Genomic DNA, 21,064 nt, shown 5'->3' with positions numbered 1-21,064 from the left:
TGATTAGAAAAGGGTTGTTAATTCAGTTTCAGATAGGAGAGGGGCATGACGGTCTTTTTCTGACAGGATCAACATCTCCGGATCAGTTATTCCCCAATCAATACCGATTGCCGGATCATCGTAGCGTATCCCTCTTTCATGCGAAGGCATATATGGATTATCCACTTTATAAGTAAAAATAACCTCTTTGCTTAACACTTTAAATCCATGTGCAAAATTTCGGGGAACAAACAGTTGTCTTTTGTTTGTTTCCGATAACTCCACCGCGACGTGCTGACCAAATGTAGGAGATCCGGGTCGGATATCTATAGCGACATCCAGAACACTACCTTTAATAACACGTACCAATTTGGCTTGCGAGTAGGGAGGGAGTTGGAAATGTAATCCCCGTAAAACATTTTGAGAAGAACAGGATTCGTTGTCCTGTATAAAACAAACTTTCCCTATATGTTTCTCAAATTCTTCCTGTTTATATGCTTCCATAAAGTATCCTCTTTCATCAGAAAATACTTTTGGTTCAATGATCCATACTTCCGGTATAGCTGTTTGTGTAAATGTCATATCCCATCTTTTCTTTGAGAAAACAAAGTAAGCCATTTTTTGCCACTCCTCCAATACACCCTGGAGTTAACCCCTTCCAAAAAAGAAAATAAACATTTGCTATTTCCAAAAAGAATCGTTTACTTTGCAGTCGCAAAAAGGAATAGCTTCCTTTGATTGGGTTCCTTGGCCGAGTGGCTAGGCACCGGTCTGCAAAACCGTCTACGGCGGTTCGAATCCGCCAGGAACCTCTAAGTATGTTGAAGGATTAGAAAGTAAATTTCTAATCCTTCTGTTTTTCAAGCAATTAACGCCTTTGTGGTAGAAGGTTTAGAAAGCGAAATTTCAGAAATTGCATATTCTGTTGACCGAATGTTGACCGAATTTTATTCGAGCAAATATGAGAGCAACAGTAAGAATTGTCCTACGCAAGGACTACACCAAGCAAGATGGCAAACAGCAATTAGCCCTGCGTTATGTCGCCCATCGAAAGAGTACCCATATTGGTTTAGGAATTTCTATTCTTCCCCGGCATTGGGATAAGAACGCTTCAATGGTTCGTGCTGGAGAACCGCTATCTTTCCGTTATAACAAGTATATCAAAGAGATAGAGCAGAGAGCGGTTAAGCTTGTGTTGGATAACCATAATAATCCGCTACCTATTCCTAAGTTTCGAGAGCTATTGTTTGAAAAGACGGAAAGTCATACAGATTTTTATGACTTCATCACACAAGAACTCGAATTTCTCCAAACAGACAGGCGCAAAGGAACTATTGATAACTATAAAAAGCTTATCAATACAATGAAGCTATGGAAACCAACCCTTTTGTTTAGCGAAATAACGCTCGACTTTATTCAAAGCTTCCATAAGCACGAAATAGAATCCGGCAACAAACAATCTACCGTTTACAAAAAGCATGCTAATTTCAAGTTTCTGATAGGTGTAGCCATGAAGAAAGAGCTAATCACCAAGAATCCGTATGACAACTTTGAAATCAAAAAGAAAATCAAAGCAGAGAATAACGATGTTTTAACGGAAGAAGAAATCGAAACGCTATACAAAGTTTACGAAAGCAATGTCTATACCAAAGGAAAACAAACGGTCTTGCGCAATTTCCTCTTTGCGTGTTATAGTGGACTTTCGTATGCTGAGTATGATATTGTTACCTATGCTGATTTGAAATATTATATGGTGGATGGACATAAGTGTCTTTTGCTTTGCAATGAACGCTATAAAAATAATATACCCTACCGAATTCCGATTGTTTCTGATAAAGTAAAAGCCTTACTCGGCTCCGGGAAGGACTTTCAAAAGATATTTACCGTCTTGACGAATCAACCCACGAACCGTTATCTGAAAGACATAATGAACGAACAAGGTATAAATAAACAGGTAACGTTCCATCGAGCCAGGCATTCATTCCGAACGATTGCTGCCCAGAAAGGCATCCAGGAAAATATTGCTGAACGAATTATGGGACATGCGGAAGGGAACGACATTAAAGATATTTACACACATCTTCAGGACGAGGATATAATCAGGGAGATGTTGACGAAGTGGGTAGCATAAAAGTCTAATTTTTAGAAATGTAGTTTCTATTTATTAGAATTATTTAAGAAAGTACTATCTTTGTGGGGCGAGCATAATTGGATAAAGATTGTGTGAAAATGTGAGTTGTGCGACACCATGCGTATTGTAGCGTCCTGAAATTAGTTGACTACTTTACGGATTATTCCTATCTTAAGTTGACTGGTCTGTAACCACAACATACCATATAGGTTAAAAATAAACAATTGAATATGAATGAAATTATTACTAACGGAACAGGAATTAAACAAAGAATTATTTCCGAGATAAACAACTCAAAACAGTGTGTTTATCTTGCAATGGCATGGTTTACAGACAGAGATATTGCAAATGCACTGATTGATGCAAAAAATAGAAACGTCTTTATTGATATTATTCTTTCTTCAAATGCCCAAAATGAAACTGTAAAGCAAATGCTTAAAGATGCAAATATAAATGTTCATGCTTTTGATACAGGAGATGAAAGAGGAATGATGCACCATAAATTTTGCTTGCTCGACAATAAAATTTCAATAAATGGTTCATACAATTATTCTTATAACGCAAGTAATAATAATGTTGAAAATGTGAATGTTTCAGATGATTATACAACATACAAACAACTCTTTGTCGAATTTGAAAGGTTAAAATACAATATCGACCATAATATTGATGTAAATACAACTATAGTACAAAAAGAAAACAATATGCAACAATCACAACCCCAAAATTTCGTGGATGCTTTTTTCCAGCAATTAAATAGTCTCGTTTATTTGTCTGCTCAAATTGATGCTGAAGATTACAAAAAACAAGGATATGAAAAATCTAAAGAAAGTGAAGGAAATATTGATATTTTTAAGTCTGAATATAATAATATCAAAGAAAAAATTCGCGTATTTGCAACGGATGAAGGGTTGAGTAGTAAAAAAAATATTCTTACTTCAAATATAAGTTCTGCATTCGAAGGTAATAGAACAGATTTGGAAAATGACAAATTAACTGAAATAAATGTAGAGAAGCGTGAGATTGATTTAGAAAAACGACAAATTTCAGATAAGAATGAAGAACTAAAACAGCGAAAATCTATTTTAGAAACAGGCAATAACAGCACAAGTGAAAAAGGATTATTCCAAATCAATAAAGAGATTGAAAAAAACAAACTCGAACAAGAAGAATTAGAAGGAGCGGTTATTGTGAAAAGATTTTGGACTGTTGGTACAGTTCTGGCTCTTTTGGGTTTAGCCGTATTTATTTATTACTTGTCAATATTCTTTGCGTCAGCAATGTATAAAGTATTTTTTGAAGCAAATACAATTCGCACTTCATTGGAAGCAGGTATAAATCCCGGATTGCCACAGCTTGTAGATGCAAACGCCATTCTGAAAATATTCTCAACAGAGGGGTCTTTGTTTGGAATAATGGCTATATTGTTCTTTTTGATCCCGATTTCTCTATCAAACTTGAAGTTATTTGGCAGTGAAAAAAAATGGGTAAATATCCTGTGTTTTTGGATTGGCGTATTAATTTTTGATGTTTTAGTTGCCACAATGGTTGCAATAAATACAGACGAAATAAAAAGTTTGTTGGTCGGACAAGAATCTCAAATGAAAATTTGGGACGTTGTGACTCACGGTGAATTTTGGCTGATTTTTGTATTCGGCATGTTGCCTCTTATTATAACACACTTTATAATAAATTACGTATCAAACAGCTATAAAAAATCTCAGAGAGAAATTGTTGATGCCGAAAAAACAAGAAAAATTCAACTATTAGCAAGAAAAATGATAGATTTAAATGGAGATAAAGAAGTCCTTCTAAAAAAAATAGATGACTGCAACAACTCATTGAAAGACAATAATGATAAAATATCAAAACTAGAACAAGAAATGAATAATCGTCAAAATCAAATAGAAAACAAATATGCCGATTTATTGAAACAGACAAAAATAATCTTTGACGATTTCAATGCGAGGATAACAAGTGGTAAAATATTCACAGATGAAATTCTTAGCACTGTTATCTCTGCTTATAAAGCAGGATTTATTGAATATCTGCCGAACTATTATTCTGAAAATGAAGTAACGAAAAGAGTAAACGAAATAGAACAAGTAGTTAGAAATTAAATAAGACAATGAAAAAGAGCATAGTTTTTTTGTTAGCAATTATTTTGTTTGCATCTTGTTTGCCTGAAGCGAAAAATAAGCATTTAACATACCAGAATATTGTCATTCTGTCCGATATGTCCGACCGTATTGAACCGTTTATAAATAGCAACATTCCTAATCAGCAATATCCGCCCAAGGATATTGACGAAATACGAAAAATTATTCAATTTTTTAAAAACGAATGTGTGAAACCCGGTGAGAAAATTGGAGATAAATCGAGTATATCCTTTTCCCCATTCTCCGGGAATATCTCAGCAATCGTGGATGTTGACCAAATTAAAAGTCTTGGAGATAAACAACAGTTTGTAAACTCAACAGGTCAATTTGAAGGTAATGGGTTAGCTGAAAAACTTGTTGAATTTGAAAATTCAGTCATTTCTCTCTATGACAACACCAAAAATAAAGGATTAGATTTAATCAGTATTTTGATTGAAAAAATTGAAAATGGAAATATTGTAAAGGAAAACACATATCTGACCAATGGATTAGATACTACTTTCATAAATTACGATAACCATATTTACATTTTCACAGATGGTTATTTGGAATACTGGAATGCAAACACAAATCGTCAATTTTATTTTAGCGAAGCAGAAATTAAGAAAGTTCGACAATACTGTATAGAAAACAAGACAGATGTAAAAACTGCACTTGAAAGGGAAAAATCTTTGACTTTGCCTTCTTATCAGTGTGTTAAATCAGATATTGAATTTAATTTACATATTTTAGAAACTCACGAAAGAGATTTTGATAACAGATTGAATACATATAAAAATCCAAAAGGTTTGCGCGACAATGAAATATTGGAAGCTGTTTGGAGAAAGTGGGCAAAAGATAGTGGTTTCAAGAGTTTTGATTGGAAAAAGTTTTGATAATAAGCAATAAGAACAATCTGTAGACAACAATAGGGTGACCACACAACAAGCGGTTCGGCACAAGGCGAGGTGTTTTCCCGCAGAAAATCCTGTCGGATTTTCAAGCGTTCGCACCCGCACGAACATTCGTGTTCCCCGCCCAGCGCCCAATTGCCATTGTTGCCATAATTCAGATTTTATATATAACTTTTATTAGAAAAACTGTATCTTTGCATCAGAAAATAAGCGGTTTACTCCGCTAAAGACATATTAGTATAGCGTTCACATAAACCTCGAAGTGGAAAACTGGTAATTTGAGACAAACGAGGAAACTGTGCAATGCTCATGCCGTATAGGCGTGGGCTTGCCTTGTTTCGTTTGTCGGGTATACCAGTACCTCCACTTCGGACTTGGTGAGTACCACGTCTTCTTTTTTTGCCGTGATACTCCAAGTTGTAAAAACGGAAAACATGGTAAAAACAAATTCACTCATTCAAGAAAGCATTGACTATATAAACAAAAACATCAATGCACTAACCTCAGAAATTCCAAAACACCTTTTGGAATACTGGTACATATCCGAAGATATTACCGACTACTGCAAGAATGATACTAGTTTAGATCCTTATCTCGTCTTTCTTCACGCTTTGGAAACCTACAACGAAACATTAGGGAAAGATGTAAAGTTGTCTTCTCTAAATAATACAGCAATGTTCGGACTGTTTCATATTATCACCGGGATTGAACTTGGTGTGGGTACCAGTGTAAAACATATTCCTATTAATCTATTTGATTTTGAGAGCTATCCCAAACAGATTGCCATACTAACCTTGAATGGCTACCTGTAGCCCAGTTAGGATTAAAATAACAAACAAGTATACATACAAAAATATAATCTCATGGATAATAAATTAAACCTTCTTGATTCTTTTCAAAGGAACCTATTCTCTTATCTGAACAACTATCAGCCACAAATGCTTAAGGATGATGATGTAGAAGAATTCATCGTTCAACGGGCTAACTCGGCTCATAGTGCTTACTTGCAAAGTTCATTGAGAGGTGAACCTCATTACCTGGCAATGGAAGAAGCTAACACAGTTCTTCATGGAGGACTTGAATTTTCTCCTGTCTCATTCATTCAAGAAACATACGAAGAAAAAAAGAAGGAAGTCCTTGATGTAGATAAAGCCTTGGATATTTACGACAAAGCGAAGGGCATATTTTCTCAGTGCAGTGGTGATTTTGAAGATATTGAAGAAGAAATCAAATTGAAAGAAAGGTTAGTCAGCTTCTTTGACTAACTGCTTATTTGCGTAATTATTTATATATAAATCAATAACACATTCTTATGAAAAGTAAATTTTTAGTTGTAGCAGCATTGTTTATGGTGATTTTTTTCAGTTGTGGTGGTTCGGGTGATAACGACCCGATAGGAACAATTGGAGTGCATAAAATCGTGGTCGAATTGTCCGGGAGTGATGAAGTAAATGTTTCTGTTGGATTTCAGGATGCCAGTAATGCCAAGCTATACGATAGCAATGGGCAGTACAAAGGAACTCTCTATTCAGTAGATGATAAGCTTAAGAACGTGAAGAAAGTTGTTTGTAGTACAGACGGTAAAGGAAATAATTTATTCGTCCTGTTAACGATGATCAGCATTGATGAAGGTACAACATGCAGCTATTCCATCAAGGCATACATTAATGATAAGCTTGTTGATGAATTGAAAGGGGAGAAGACTTTTACATCTTCATCTATGTCTGAAATGGTTGAGCTGTTTACTAACGAAAGATAATCATATTTATTTCTGCATAACAAAAGATATCTAAATATGTGTTTGTGTATTTACGCAAACACATAAACACATATTTACACAATTGCGCATTGAGATGTTAGAAATATTACACATCATATTTATAGTTTTAGTGATTGGCTATCTTGCCTACAAGATTTTTCGCTTCATTTTCAGATGGATTCGGAGTATTTACCGGCATTTTGTATCAGGGCAAAAAGCAAGGGCTTTCTGGCAGTTACTAAAAGGACTTATTGTCATAACGGCAATATGTATTGCCGGGTATTACATCAAAGAAATTGCTATAGGGCTGATAGCTATTTTTGTTGTATGTATGCACTGGTCACAAAAAGATATCATAACATATACAGATGATGGCAGAACAATAATAAAGTGAGCTGCGAATTCTTTCGTCATTCTGAGATGAATTTGCTTTAGCTTATTTGTTCTTTTTTATCTCTAAAAATTACGAGTTGCGAGTAATTTGACCCTCCCCTATCAGGGGCAAGTACCACTTTTGTACGTACAAAAGTACTACTTGCTTTACCAATGTACGTCTATAAAATATACATTATCCAGATCTACTTTGATTGCCTAAAATGTCTTGTCAAATTTCAAACAATAGGGAAAAAATAAAAAGTTCTTATTTCCCTATTGTTTCTCTTTAATGAGTGGGTGGGTGATTTATATAAGAAAATTTGTGCACTTTGCGCACTTTTGCTGATATGTAACTGTAAATCAAATGATTGCAGAGTACGCAAACTGTTTTGCTGGCGTACTTTTGCGCACTGTGAACCATTTTTGCGCACTGATTGAGTACGCAAAGTGCGCATCGTTTTTGCTTGCGCACTGCTTAGCGCACTGCGTATATTACTTATAATCATACCATTATCTTCAAAAGTGCGCAAAGTGCGCAAAAATCGTATTAAATAGACCCCAGGTATTTCATTGAAAATAATCTAGTCCCATTGCTTGACCGCTCACCAAAGATTAGCTGTGGGACTGATAACTCACAGAAAGTCCGAATATGTCTAAAAAAGATAGTGATATTCGAATATCGATGTCCTTTCTCCGGGATATCAAATTCTTTTTTGAATTTTTCATGAATAAGACTTTTTGAATATTCCAATCCCAACTGAATGATGCACTCTTCTATGCACTGTGAGATAAATTCCACGAGTTCGGATGAAGTTTGTTCTATCATTTTTCTTGTGTTGAGATTTATAGGAGCCGGCTCAATTAATCCGTTCTTTAAATAAACACAAATACTATTTAGCATGAAGTTGTCGAAATTGCACCATTCTTTGTTATCCCATTCTGTGAAGAATCGGCAGCCAAATTCATCTTCCGGACTGTATCCTTTATGGTAGTGTTCTGAAAATTCAAACTCGATACAGCGGTCTTTTGAGCTATCTCCATTTGTTTGAATGGTTTTATTTGTTGTGATTAGCAGCTTTGCCTGTACTCTGAATGGTTGTTGGTTCTTTCGTTGAACAGGAAGAAACTCTGTAATATCGTTGTATAGTAATTCGAAATCAAAATCATTTCTAACATCATTTAGGCAAACAAGTTGTGTATCAACTTCAACCTCTTGATATTTATGCCTATACGTTGGGTCGAAATCCTTTCCGTTAATTTCACAGTAGTTCTTGATCTTTCCTAAACTCTTGCAAAATAAGGTTTTGCCTGTTCTTCCGCTCGGTGTCTCTGATATTTTGCTGTCGGTCAGAATAGTCGCTTTTAACTTTGTCTCAAAGTAGGTATGTAAATTATACCCTATTATAGTTTTAAGCGCATTGTATCTATCCTGGTCTTTATTAGCGATATTAAAGCAGAAACAGGAAAAGACTCCCTGAAGATATTCTTCAGGAGTAATAGATTGGAACTCTCGTGGGAGAATTTGGTTTTCCCAAATACATTTATTCAGTTTTGTGTAACTGTGCAAGGCATAACCATCCTTTGTAACCTTTACATATCCGTTTTGATAGTAGATGAAGACACTATTCTTTGAATCCTGGTTAAATTCAATAGAATCATCACACATAAGCAAATTGAGTTTCTTCTCGCAGAAGTAATTAGCCGGATTAGAATAAATCTTTTCCAGAATACCATCTCGTCGCACATTTCCCTCTATATTCTCGGGTAGCGATTTGAGGTAGTTCAGAAAGTAATCCTGGATTTGAGTTATGGACTGCTCCTTAACTATATTGTTTTTTATTTGAATGTAGATAGAAGCTTTTCCGATATCATATCTTCGAAATCCAAAACTATATAATAGGTCAATGAATTCTTTGTATCTGATTCTAATTTCCGTCTTGATATTTCCTTCACTATCAGTTTTAATTTGAACCGAATAGAACTTTATTTCGTTTTTCATATACTCATTTCTATGCTATTACAGCAGAAATTTATATCTTCGTATTGTCGCTACGTAGAAACAAAATTTCTACAATGATTAGGATAAGGTTGCCGGCTTTATCCTTTTTTGTTTACTGAAAACGCCACCTTTGAAGATGGCGTTATAATTCTCCCCAATGTGGTAGTTGGAAGAATTTCAGAAATTGCACAACCTCTGTTGCGTCTCATTTATCATTATATTCTCTGATTGAACTCTCATAGATTCTTCTATCAGGAGTGGTTCTAAAGACACCGCTCGCAACCAAATCTGAAATCTTCTTATGTGAACGTCCCAACAAGCGAGCAACTTGATTAATACTATATGTTTTTTCGACTTGATTGGAAACTTGCGGTGGTAAGCGCTTATCCATAATATTTGCAATGACTTTTTCTAATTCTTTCTCATCTGTTATATACTTTACTACTTCCATAATTTAACAATTAGAATATGTGATTAAATATTTAATTCTTCTCTCCATTTGTTGCAAAAGTACATGTATAATATTAATTTTTAAAAATCCTAAAAATGTTAAGAATTCAAAAATTCACGTTATTTTGCAATTTGAAAAAAACAAATATGCACATACTGCATATTCATTTTTATTACTGTCTAATATATTCATATACTGCATAAACACATGTAAAAAACGCACAATAAAACAAAGAATTTTATACTAATCTTAACTTGTTTTAACGGCATTTTATTGATGCGGATTGTGAAAATAGAATGATAATTATTCTTTGTAATTACATAGTTCTGTTTTTTAGGGTGCTTTGGAATCGGATAGAAATCCTAAAAAGTGCGCAGATTTTGGACTTTTAGGAATTTATCTATGAAACACCTTGAAATGTTTCATTATTATGAAACTTTTCCTTACCTTTGTAGCATGAAAAGAAAAGTAATCGCATTCGGTCGATATTATGCGGAATTCATTGCCTCGCTCACAGATAAAGAGGTATTGAAAGTAAAATACATACTTTCGCTTCTCGAAACCGAAGATCGTTTACCAACGAAGTTTATTAAGCTGATACGGGATGGGGTATATGAAATTCGTATCAACTATAACAATAACATTTACCGTATCTTTTTCATCTTTGATGAAGGGAAAATAGTGGTCTTGTTTAATGGATTTCAAAAGAAAACACAGAAAACACCCTCTTCTGAAATAGAAAAGGCAATTAAAATTAAGGAGGAATATTATGAGTACAAAAGACAACATGCTGACTGACATCAGTGCAGAACTTGAAAAAGAGTTTGGTGCACATGGCACGCCCGAACGGGAACAGTTCGATGAAGAAGCATACGCTTTCTATACCGGACAAATACTTCATGAAGCAAGGAAGGAAGTTAAAGTTACTCAATCCGAACTTGCCAAAAGAATTAATAGTACAAAGTCATACATATCCCGTATAGAGAATGGCTCTATCAATCCAAGCGTAGGAACATTCTATCGAATCATGAATGCTCTTGGATTGAAGATTGAAATCGTTAAACCGATAGCATAAACTATAAGTATTGACCGAAAGTTGACCGAATTGCAATTTTAAGAAATTGTATCTTTCTGATATTCAGCATGCAAGGACAGTGTATTCGAATCCGCCAGGAACCTCAACGCCAAACCGCTAAGCATCAACAAATCAGATGTTTGGCGGTTTTTCTTTTGGGTAAACGTTGTAAAATACGCCCACTTTAAGGGGCGATATAGAATGGGGGATACAAAAAAATAAACCACCTCTATTTGAGATGGTTTATCTGGAGGTGGGGTGAAAGACGGGATTCGAACCCGCGACCCTTGGAACCACAATCCAATGCTCTAACCAACTGAGCTACAATCACCATGTAATCTTACAAAACAACTGTTTTTATTAAGACGCTGCAAAGATAGATATTATTTCTAAGATTGCAAGTTTTAGACAGAAAAAACGATGCTTAATTTAGGGATAAATTACCTTTTTTCCGGCCAATAAGGTATTACGCATAAGGGATATAATAGTCATTGGCCCTACGCCTCCCGGAACGGGGGTGATATATGCACATTTGGGTGCGACTTCATCAAACTTGACATCCCCTGTTAATTTGAACCCGCTCTTAGTGGATGCATTGGGTACACGTGTTGTACCAACATCAACGATAACAGCACCCTCTTTAACCATATCCGCTTTCAGATACTCTGGTACGCCCAATGCTACAATAATAATATCTGCACTCAGACACATTTCTTTGATGTTATTAGAACGACTGTGGCATACGGTCACTGTACAATCTCCCGGATCATTTTTTTGCATCATCAATGAGGCGACAGGTTTTCCGACAATATTACTACGGCCTAACACGACACAATGTTTTCCCTTTGTTTCAATCTTATAACGTTTGAGCAGTTCGACTATGCCGGCAGGTGTAGCTGAGACAAAACAAGGCAATCCGATCGACATACGTCCAACATTAATCGGATGAAAACCGTCAACATCTTTACGATAATCGATTGCTTCAATGATTTTTTGTTCCGAAATATGTTTGGGTAACGGAAGTTGAACAATAAAACCATCCACATCAGGGTCGTTATTCAATTCATTGACTTTACGAAGCAATTCCTCTTCAGTAACCTCATTTTCGTAACGGATCAGGGTCGATTTAAAGCCGATCTCTTCACAAGTTTTGACTTTATTAGCCACATATGTTTCGCTTCCACCGTCATGTCCGACAAGTATAGCAGCCAGGTGTGGTATTTTACCTCCGTCAGCTTTAATCAGTGCGACTTCATCGGCCATTTCCTGTTTCATTTGAGCAGAAACAGCTTTTCCGTCTAACAGTTGATATCCTCTCTCTTCCATTATAGTATTGTATAACAATGTGATGTTGATTAATTTTAGTCTTTAGATTTATCTTTTTCTTAATCCCGGCAACTTTTTACTTCCCGGTTTTGCTGTTGTCAGCATACGCATCATTTTACGTGTCTCATCAAATTGTTTGATGAGTTTGTTGACTTCCTGAACAGAAGTACCGCTACCATTTGCAATACGTTGACGGCGCGAACCATTTAAAATCGAAGGATTCGCCCTTTCCTGTTGCGTCATCGAGTAGATGATTGCTTCAATATTTTTAAAGGCGTTATCATCGATATCGATATCTTTCATCGCTTTACCGACACCAGGTATCATAGAGGCCAACTCTTTCAAGTTCCCCATCTTTTTGATTTGCTGGATTTGAGCAATGAAGTCATTAAAGTCGAATTGGTTTTTGGCAATCTTTTTCTGTAAGCGACGCGCCTCTTCTTCATCATACTGCTCTTGTGCACGTTCCACCAGCGAAACGATGTCTCCCATTCCAAGAATACGGTCAGCCATACGTTCGGGATGAAAGATATCCAATGCATCCATTTTTTCTCCGGTACCGACAAATTTAATCGGTTTGTCTACTACCGTTCGGATAGAAAGCGCTGCCCCACCACGGGTATCACCATCTAATTTAGTCAATACAACGCCATTAAAATCCAAACGATCATTGAACTCTTTCGCTGTATTAACGGCATCTTGCCCGGTCATGGCATCCACCACAAACAAGATCTCATCCGGTTGAATCGCTTTTTTAACGGCAGATATTTCCTGCATCATCTCTTCGTCGATTGCCAAACGACCGGCGGTATCCACAATAACCAGATCATATCCTTTGGCTTTAGCCTCTTTGATAGCGTTCTGAGCAATTTCTACCGGATTTTTATTTTCAGGTTCAGAGTAAACCGGTACTCCGATCTGTTCACCTAGAATATGCAACTGCTCTATTGCGGCCGGACGATATACGTCGCCGGCAACTAATAATGGCTTTTTCCCTTTTTTTGTTTTCAGCAAGTTGGCCAGTTTTCCGGAAAAAGTCGTTTTACCCGATCCCTGAAGACCCGACATAAGAATAACCGAAGGAGAGCCGTTCAATTCAACATCCGAAGCTGTTCCACCCATTAAGGTTGCCAGTTCATCATGTACGATTTTCACCATCAACTGACTGGGTTTCACTGCTGTCAATACATTCTGCCCAAGCGCTTTTTCTTTGACAGTATCGGTAAATTGTTTGGCTACTTTATAGTTAACGTCAGCATCAAGTAATGCTTTTCTTACATCTTTTAATGTTTCAGCCACATTGATTTCAGTGATTTTACCTTCACCTTTCAGTAGCTTAAACGATTTTTCGAGTCTTTCGCTTAAATTCTCAAACATGGTTTATTATGAATTTTTTATTGTCTTTTTTTAAGAAAGTGCAAATGTAAGAAAATGTTTTATTCTTTCAGCCATTTATCCAACCATCTAAAGAATACGCGTTGAAACAATATGCCATTTTGTGGCCGTGCTATCCAGTGGTTTTCATCCGGATAAATCAGCATTTCAGCTGGTATTCCACGCAATTTCGCGGCATTGAAAGCACTCATCCCCTGAGAGGCCAGGATGCGATAATCCAGTTCGCCATGTGTGACCAGAATTGGGGTGTCCCATTTGTCAACAAAACGGTGAGGAGAGTTGGCGAAAGTCTTTTGTGCGGTCGCATTGTTCTTATCCCAATAAGGTCCACCCATATCCCAGTTGGCAAACCACATCTCTTCTGTTTCCAGATATTGTTGCTCCATATTGAAGATACCAGCATGTGCTATAAATGCTTTAAATCGTTTATTGTGATGCCCCGCCAGCCAATAGACCGAAAATCCGCCATAGCTGGCACCTACAGCGCCCAGACGATGCTCATCGACATAAGGTTCTTTAGCCACCTCATCAATGGCAGAAAAATAATCCTTCATATTTTGTCCACCGTAATCACCACTGATCTGCTCAAGCCATTCCTGTCCAAAACCGGGTAATCCGCGTCGGTTAGGTGCAACGATGATATATCCGTTAGCAGCCATGATCTGGAAATTCCAACGGAAACTCCAGTATTGACTGACTGTACTTTGCGGACCTCCCTGGCAATATAGTATCGCCGGATATTTTTTGTTCGGATCAAAATTCGGCGGATAGATCACCCAGGTAAGCATATCCTTACCGTCGGTGGTCTTTATATAACGAGGCACGCTCTTTCCAATGGCCAACTGATCCATAATAGCTTTATTCTCAAAACTGATTTCTGCCACTTCACCATTCTCCGTATTAACAGAAAAGAGTTCGGTCGGACTTTCCATTGATTGACGAAGCGCAACCATTTTACCAGCAATATGATGCATGCCTACATAATTATATTGTCCGGTCGTTATCTGACGGATTTGTTTATCTGTTCCAATCTGCCAGATATGCGTAAGCGCTTCTTTACAAGCAATAAAATAGAGTGATTTACTATCCGGCAGCCATTCGAAAGCATCTATGTCATAATCAAAGTCGGAGGTCAGATACTGCTTTTCTCCACTCTTTAAATTTGCGATGAATAGGCGCTTTTTGTCCGATTCATACCCATCACGTTCCTGACTGACCCAGGCCAGATACTGACCATCCGGAGAAAAGGCAGGCATAATATCATACCCCAGCATGCCATCTGTCAGATTGGTGGTTTGTCTGGTTTCTAAATGATAGAGATAGATATCCGAATTTGTAGAGATGCTGTATTCCAATCCTGTTTTTTTACGGCTGGCGTATGCGACTGTTTTTCCATCGGGGCTCCATGCCAGATCCTCAATACCATTCATCGGTTTCATCGGCGCTTCAAAAGGTTCACCTTCCATAATATCGGTCGCCGTTTCTATGATTGTATTAAGATCAAAAGAAGCGATAAACGGATGAGGAATGGTTTCGACCCATTCGTCCCAATGTTTATACATCAGATCATCAACAACCCTTCCACTAGCTTTAGGGAGATCCGGATAGATATCCGCTACCCGTTCACCATATTTAATATCACTAATAAAAAGAACTTTTGTTTCATCAGGTGAAAATACAAACCCATTAATACCTCCATGGAAATTGCTCACCTGTTTTTTGCCGGTTCCATCGCTGTTTATGACCCAAATCTGCGAACTACCACTCTCGCTTGACAAATAAGCGATCTGTTTTCCGGCATTTATCCAGACACCGTTTTGTTCGCTATACGGAGTTTGTGTCAATTGTCGTTTTTCACTTCCGTCCAGATTAACAACAAACAATTCACGATTCCCTTTGTTTTGTTCGATACTCATGAAAGTCGCTCCGTAAAGCACTTTAGAACCATCCGGAGATAGTCTGGCGTCTCCAACACGCGCCATGCTGTATAATACTTCAGGAGTCATAAGTCCGTCTTGTATCTTCACTTCCGCACGTCCGATCGGAGATTCGGGTTGACTACTTTTAGATGCTTCTTGATTACAAGCCGCTGATAATAGGGCAGTAGCGATAAACATAAATACGTTAAATTTATTCATGTACATTTTAGGATATATTATAAAATTCATACGAAAGTACTAAATTTTATTTATATCTTTGCGATTAATAATTAAAGAACCCTATAGTTATGAATAAGATTTGGTTATTTGGAGCTGCCTTAGGTCTCATTTTTGCTTTTGGATCATGTAAACCGAAGCAGAGTGCCTACAGAGCAGCCTATGAACAAGCAAAAGAAAAAGAATCCACAGGCCCTGTCGAAGTTATAATCGAAGATGATAGTCAAATTGTCGATGTTGCTCCTGTCTCCAAACCGAGAGCGACAGATGCGCCTACCCGTGCAGAAAGAATTAGTGCCATTCAAGGAGAAAATCCGGCTCATTTAAAACGTTATAGTGTTGTAATAGGTAGTTTCCGTAATAAAACGAATGCTTATTCACTCAAAGAACGTATGCAAAAAGATGGATACAATCCAGTTTTAGCGGAAAATGCACAAGGCATGCTTCGGGTTGTCGTAACAAGTTTCGACAATAAGACAGATGCGCTTTATAGCCGGGATGCTGTAAGAAACAGATATGCACCTAATTTCCGGGATGCTTGGATTTTAGATAACAGATAATAACCAAAAGAAATAAAATAAACCCGTTTTTTGCCATGCAGAAAACGGGTTTTATTTTACCCCTCCGAGAATCGTCTATTTGAATCTCACTACGAAACCGTCAGGAAATAATGCCTTATATTCATCTAACTTGTATTATTCATAAAAATAGAGTGAACAACCCTATCGCTCCTTTGTTCCTGTTATTTCGTGAACGAATCAACAGAAAAACCAAAACGTCCCAACGGTTTATTTGAAACATCAAGACCACTTTTCTGTTAGAGGTACCTCTAAATGATTTTACACCTACCTCTAAACAGATTTAGACGTACCTCTAACAGAAAACAGAGGTAGGTGTAACAAAAAACAGACGTAGATGCTACAGAAAAACTGTCTGAATCATGCCTTTATTCTTTAGGATGATGTAGAAAAAAGTATCTGAATGCGATAAAACATTAATGAACTAACATCTCCGGAGTAATGGGAGAGAATTGTTCGGCATCCGCTTTGCGTAAGCATACATCGCCACGATTCCAGTTAGAAGGCCAGCCTCCGATGATATGCCCCAAGAATACCACTTTTATCTCATGTAAACCTTTAGCCAGTGCCGCAGAACTATCGTTTCTGGAAAAACGTTTGGTCTCACCTTTGTTATTCACCAATAATTTACCATCGATCCATACCTCTTCATTCTCTGAAGAGATGTAATAGACCCCATCTTCGGGTATATGTACATATCCGGAAGCAATGGCTCCATATTGTTTGACGCCACGCATCGATTCATCTGTTTTCTCCACCTGGGTAATGGTACGCAGATCTCTTAATACAGAGGATTTCCAGTCTGTCGCTTTATCCATTTCCGAACTTTCCAGGAAATAACCGTATGTCACATCCATTTTCAGTCCGGGAGTCGTTTTTGCAACCTCTTTCGCCGGAGCCAACTGTTGCTTTTCGACTGTAATGACTCGTGTCGGACTCATTTTACCCGAGGGGAGCAGAGAGCGAATTTTAAGGATACCAGATGTAGTCAATTCGATCGGCATATTATAAACCGCAGATTGCGAAGTCGGATCAGTTCCATCAACTGTATAAACCATCACTACAGGACGTCCGGTTTTAAACTCGAGAGACACTTTCTCTGTGAATGCAACGAAATTACAAGAGCCGTTCGGTTGCTCGGGTTGCGGAATATAATAGTTAATATCATGTCCATCCAGCCGGACGTATGCATTATTGATTCTTCTTTCGAAATCGGCATAATTTTTCTTTTCAAGCGGCGTCCATGTCAGTTCGGAGAGTGCAATAATCCGTGGATAAATCCGGTACTCGTTTAGTTCCGGTGTATACATATATTCACTCCAGGCATTACATTGTGCACCAAGAATATGATTTGTTTTTCCCATTCGAACCAATGTATCCGGAACAGGATTATAACCATACACGTACTCAAGCGAAGCAAACCCGCCAATAGTCACCGGTTCTATTTTAGAATCACCTTCATACCTGTCGAGATACATGCCATCATTTTGCGGAGTCATAATCACATCGTGCCCCATACTTGCAGCAGCAATTCCCCCATTTTCTCCACGCCAGGACATTACTGTAGCTGTAGGTGCCAATCCACCTTCCAGGATCTCGTCCCAGCCGATCATTTTTTTTCCTAACCGGGTCAAGACTTTTTCTATGCGTTGCACAAAATAACTTTGAAGCCGTTCTTCCGCTGTATGTCCATCTGCTGCTTTTAACCCTTCTTCACGGATTCGTTTCTGACATAAGGGACATTGCGCCCAACTGGTTTTAGGACATTCATCCCCGCCGATATGTACATATTCGCTTGGGAATAATGTAACCACTTCAGCAAAAACATTTTCCAGAAATTGAAATGTTTCTTCTTTTCCTGCACAAAAGACAATATCCTCAACACCCCAGATAATACGAGGCGAAGCTACTTCACTTTTACAGGAAAGTTCGGGGTAGCCAGCTATTGCTGCCATACCGTGACCGGGTAATTCAATTTCAGGAATAACTGTTATAAATCGTTCTGCCGCATATTGAACAACCTCTTTTATCTCTTCCTGTGTAAAATAGCCTCCATATTCAAACCCTTCTCCTTCAATACGTTTTCCTCCTACTTCGGTTAACTTAGGGTATTTTTTGATCTCAATGCGCCATGCCTGATCGTCGGTCAGATGCCAGTGTAAACGGTTTATTTTGAATAAGGATAATACATCAATGTGTTTTTTAATATTTTCCACCGGAATGAAATGGCGACAGACATCCAGCATGATACCCCTGTGGCTGAAACGGGGTTCGTCTTTAATGGTTACGGCTGGCGCACTCCAGGTAATGCCACTTACCACCTCCGGAAATTCAATCTCAGCAGGGAATAGTTGCATCAATGTTTGCATTCCGTAAAACAAACCGGCGGTTGTTTTCGCTTTCAGGTCGACTTCGTTTTTTGTCACATTCAGTATATATCCTTCATCATTTACATCAACCGCCGGGTCGATAACGAGTGATATATTGCCGGAACCTTCATCATTAACCAGAATTGGGAAACCTGTTGACAGTCGCATCTTAGCAGCAAAAAAATCAGCAATCGTCCTGGCTTCAGGAGTAGAGGCATAATATGAGGTCTTTTTATTTAGTTTAAAAGCACCTTCTTGTATGGTCAGATTGGCCGGTGTTGGAATGATGTTAATGCCTTCATTATACGAACTCACCTCTGTTGTTTGCTCATTACAGGCAGCCAGGAAATAAAGTACCGCTCCGGCACAAATTGTTGCAATAAGATTTTTCATGTGTTGACGCTTAGTTCTTGTTTTTGATTGAAAAGAAAAAGCACTAAAACACAAGGATCGTTTATTCCGTTAAGGTTTTTATATCCTGTGTTTTAGTGCTTATACGTATTTTATTTACCACGCAAAAAGCGGGTAATCTTTCATTGTCTTGTTTACCTTTTCGCGAACAGCAGAGATTGTCTTTTCACATTCAGGAGCAGAGAGAGTTGTATCCATCATCTCCACGATATCCTGCATCAACGCTTCTTTTGCCCCACGGGTCGTGATTGCCGGAGTCCCCACCCGGATACCGGATGTCTGGAAAGCTGAACGGCTGTCGAAAGGAACCATATTTTTATTCACGGTGATATCTGCAGCAACCAATGCCTTTTCAGCCACTTTCCCTGTCAGATCCGGGAATTTTGAACGGAGGTCGATCAACATACTGTGATTATCCGTACCATCCGAAATAATCTTGTATCCTTTATCCATAAACGCTTTAGCCATAGCTGCTGCATTCTTTTGAACCTGTGCCTGATAGGTTTTGTACTCAGGTTCTAATGCTTCTCCAAAAGCAACTGCTTTAGAGGCTATCACATGCTCCAACGGACCACCTTGTACACCAGGAAAAACAGCTGAATCTAATAATTGCGACATCATTTTCACCTCTCCCTTAGGTGTTTTCTTTCCCCATGGGTTTTCAAAATCCTGACCTAAAAGAATAATACCTCCACGCGGACCGCGAAGTGTCTTATGGGTGGTAGATGTTACAATATGTGCGTATTTCAACGGATTATTTAACAGCCCTGCTGCGATTAATCCGGCAGGATGTGCCATGTCGATCATTAAAATTGCACCAACCTTGTCTGCAATTTCACGCATACGTTTGTAATCCCATTCACGTGAATAGGCTGATCCTCCGCCCACAATGACTTTCGGTTTTTCACGTAAAGCGACTTCTTCCATCTGATCGTAATCAACACGGCCTGTATCTTCTTTCACATTATATTCCGTCGCATGGTATAAAATACCGGAACTGTTGACTGGTGAGCCATGAGATAGATGTCCGCCATGTGATAAGTTCAAGCCCAAAAAGGTATCCCCCGGATTCATTACGGCAAGGAATACTGCGGCATTGGCCTGTGCTCCGGAATGAGGCTGCACATTCGCCCACTCGGCGTTGAACAGTTTTTTCAAACGCTCGATAGCCAGTGTTTCACTTTGATCAACGACTTCACATCCTCCGTAATAACGTTTCCCGGGATAACCTTCGGCATACTTATTGGTTAGCACACTGCCCATGGCTTCCATCACCTGGTCGCTCACGAAGTTTTCAGAAGCAATCAATTCAATCCCTTTTAACTGACGTTGCTTTTCTTTCTCAATAATGTCAAAAATGATAGTGTCTCTTTTCATTACTTATATGATTGGTTGTTGCAATGATGATCTCTCTGATGGGCAGGGAGAACGTGTGCAAATTTACGACAAAAATTCCTTATGACAGAGCATCCTGTCGAAATATCCGGAAGGAGAGGAGGGAATCGTAACGTCGGAGAATCGTTATTTCTTTGTAATGAGGGCTACCGCATAGGCTGCAATACCCTCCTTGCGACCGACAAAGCCCATTTTTTCGGAGGTGGTCGCTTTAATAGAAATATCTTCCGGCGAGGTATGCATCACAGTGGCAAGTGTTTGCTGCATCGATGGAATATGTGGATTTAACTTCGGCTTTTCAGCGACGATTGTCACATCGATGTTGCCAAATTCAAAACCGGCATCATTCAATAGTTGAATCGTATCCCGCAAAAGAATTTTACTGTCTATATTTTTATACGAATCGGAGGTGTCCGGAAAATGATAACCGATATCCCGCATATTGGCCGCTCCTAAGAGCGCATCACAAATCGCATGAATTAACACATCAGCATCGCTATGTCCCAATAGACCATGGGTATGATCGATTTTTATTCCACCGAGCCATAACTCCCGATCGGGTACAAGAGTATGTACATCATATCCGAATCCAACGCGTATTTTCATCTGAAAA

18 protein-coding genes and 2 tRNA genes are annotated in these 21,064 nt (G+C 38.2%); 10 read left to right on the top strand and 10 right to left on the bottom strand.

Going from position 1 to position 21,064, the window contains the following annotated elements; translation table 11 throughout:
- Positions 1–3 precede the first annotated feature (3 nt).
- Complete coding sequence (rfbC, locus tag M2135_RS07145) at positions 4–561, bottom strand: dTDP-4-dehydrorhamnose 3,5-epimerase (protein WP_280747839.1); 558 nt, start codon at positions 559–561, stop codon at positions 4–6.
- A 159-nt stretch (positions 562–720) separates the two neighbouring features.
- Between rfbC and M2135_RS07140 the strand changes: the two genes are divergently transcribed.
- The 7 genes from M2135_RS07140 (at position 721) to M2135_RS07110 (ending at position 6,921) form a co-directional block, all read left to right on the top strand.
- Positions 721–791, top strand: a tRNA-Cys gene (locus tag M2135_RS07140).
- A gap of 149 nt (positions 792–940) precedes the next feature.
- Complete coding sequence (locus M2135_RS07135) at positions 941–2,110, top strand: site-specific integrase (protein WP_280747838.1); 1,170 nt, start codon at positions 941–943, stop codon at positions 2,108–2,110.
- 230 nt (positions 2,111–2,340) lie between these two features.
- Positions 2,341–4,230 (top strand): phospholipase D-like domain-containing protein, encoded by a 1,890-nt coding sequence (locus M2135_RS07130; RefSeq protein ID WP_280747837.1) that lies wholly within the window; start codon positions 2,341–2,343, stop codon positions 4,228–4,230.
- Positions 4,231–4,238: 8 nt separating this feature from the next.
- On the top strand, positions 4,239–5,144 hold the full coding sequence (locus tag M2135_RS07125) for a hypothetical protein (protein ID WP_280747836.1): 906 nt from the start codon (positions 4,239–4,241) through the stop codon (positions 5,142–5,144).
- Between the two features lie 452 nt (positions 5,145–5,596).
- Positions 5,597–5,974 carry a hypothetical protein gene (locus tag M2135_RS07120; protein ID WP_280747835.1) on the top strand — a complete coding sequence of 126 codons (378 nt, stop codon included), beginning with the start codon at positions 5,597–5,599 and terminating at the stop codon, positions 5,972–5,974.
- Between the two features lie 51 nt (positions 5,975–6,025).
- Complete coding sequence (locus M2135_RS07115; RefSeq protein WP_280747834.1) at positions 6,026–6,427, top strand: DUF1896 family protein; 402 nt, start codon at positions 6,026–6,028, stop codon at positions 6,425–6,427.
- A gap of 47 nt (positions 6,428–6,474) precedes the next feature.
- Positions 6,475–6,921 carry a beta-barrel fold lipoprotein gene (locus M2135_RS07110; RefSeq protein WP_280747833.1) on the top strand — a complete coding sequence of 149 codons (447 nt, stop codon included), beginning with the start codon at positions 6,475–6,477 and terminating at the stop codon, positions 6,919–6,921.
- Between the two features lie 922 nt (positions 6,922–7,843).
- Here the strand turns inward: M2135_RS07110 and M2135_RS07105 are convergent.
- Positions 7,844–9,295, bottom strand: coding sequence for a hypothetical protein (locus tag M2135_RS07105; protein ID WP_280747832.1), 1,452 nt, complete (start codon positions 9,293–9,295; stop codon positions 7,844–7,846).
- 205 nt (positions 9,296–9,500) lie between these two features.
- The gene (locus M2135_RS07100) at positions 9,501–9,746 is read right to left on the bottom strand and encodes a hypothetical protein (RefSeq protein ID WP_280747831.1); all 246 of its coding nucleotides are present in this window, start codon (positions 9,744–9,746) and stop codon (positions 9,501–9,503) included.
- Between the two features lie 456 nt (positions 9,747–10,202).
- On the opposite strand from M2135_RS07100, the gene M2135_RS07095 reads away from it, so the two are divergent.
- Together M2135_RS07095 and M2135_RS07090 are read left to right on the top strand one after the other, a co-directional pair.
- Positions 10,203–10,544, top strand: a complete 342-nt coding sequence (locus M2135_RS07095) for a type II toxin-antitoxin system RelE/ParE family toxin (protein ID WP_280747830.1) — start codon at positions 10,203–10,205, stop codon at positions 10,542–10,544.
- Positions 10,516–10,821 (top strand): helix-turn-helix transcriptional regulator, encoded by a 306-nt coding sequence (locus M2135_RS07090; RefSeq protein WP_280747829.1) that lies wholly within the window; start codon positions 10,516–10,518, stop codon positions 10,819–10,821. Before M2135_RS07095 ends, M2135_RS07090 begins: the two co-directional genes overlap by 29 nt.
- A gap of 254 nt (positions 10,822–11,075) precedes the next feature.
- On the opposite strand, the gene M2135_RS07085 is transcribed toward M2135_RS07090, so the two are convergent.
- From M2135_RS07085 to M2135_RS07070, 4 genes are all read right to left on the bottom strand, one after another.
- Positions 11,076–11,152, bottom strand: a tRNA-His gene (locus M2135_RS07085).
- A gap of 98 nt (positions 11,153–11,250) precedes the next feature.
- On the bottom strand, positions 11,251–12,147 hold the full coding sequence (gene folD, locus M2135_RS07080) for a bifunctional methylenetetrahydrofolate dehydrogenase/methenyltetrahydrofolate cyclohydrolase FolD (RefSeq protein WP_280747828.1): 897 nt from the start codon (positions 12,145–12,147) through the stop codon (positions 11,251–11,253).
- Positions 12,148–12,195: 48 nt separating this feature from the next.
- A complete protein-coding gene (gene ffh / locus M2135_RS07075; protein ID WP_280747827.1) occupies positions 12,196–13,524 on the bottom strand; it encodes a signal recognition particle protein in 1,329 nt (442 codons plus the stop codon).
- Positions 13,525–13,583: 59 nt separating this feature from the next.
- Positions 13,584–15,680 (bottom strand): S9 family peptidase, encoded by a 2,097-nt coding sequence (locus M2135_RS07070; RefSeq protein WP_280747826.1) that lies wholly within the window; start codon positions 15,678–15,680, stop codon positions 13,584–13,586.
- 89 nt (positions 15,681–15,769) lie between these two features.
- Between M2135_RS07070 and M2135_RS07065 the strand changes: the two genes are divergently transcribed.
- Positions 15,770–16,258, top strand: a complete 489-nt coding sequence (locus M2135_RS07065) for an SPOR domain-containing protein (protein ID WP_280747825.1) — start codon at positions 15,770–15,772, stop codon at positions 16,256–16,258.
- Positions 16,259–16,692: 434 nt separating this feature from the next.
- Here the strand turns inward: M2135_RS07065 and M2135_RS07060 are convergent, their stop codons facing one another.
- The 3 genes from M2135_RS07060 to ispF form a co-directional block, all read right to left on the bottom strand.
- A complete protein-coding gene (locus M2135_RS07060; RefSeq protein ID WP_280747824.1) occupies positions 16,693–19,038 on the bottom strand; it encodes a family 20 glycosylhydrolase in 2,346 nt (781 codons plus the stop codon).
- Positions 19,039–19,152: 114 nt separating this feature from the next.
- Entirely contained in the window at positions 19,153–20,433 is a 1,281-nt protein-coding gene (gene glyA, locus M2135_RS07055; RefSeq protein WP_280747823.1) for a serine hydroxymethyltransferase, read from the bottom strand.
- Positions 20,434–20,577: 144 nt separating this feature from the next.
- A complete protein-coding gene (gene ispF / locus M2135_RS07050; protein ID WP_280747822.1) occupies positions 20,578–21,057 on the bottom strand; it encodes a 2-C-methyl-D-erythritol 2,4-cyclodiphosphate synthase in 480 nt (159 codons plus the stop codon).
- Positions 21,058–21,064: the final 7 nt, after the last annotated feature.

It is taken from the genome of Parabacteroides sp. PF5-9 (assembly GCF_029893105.1).
Taxonomy (GTDB): domain Bacteria; phylum Bacteroidota; class Bacteroidia; order Bacteroidales; family Tannerellaceae; genus JARXWG01.
Note: the sequence above shows the minus strand (reverse complement) of the source record. Positions and strands in the feature narration are given on the sequence as shown.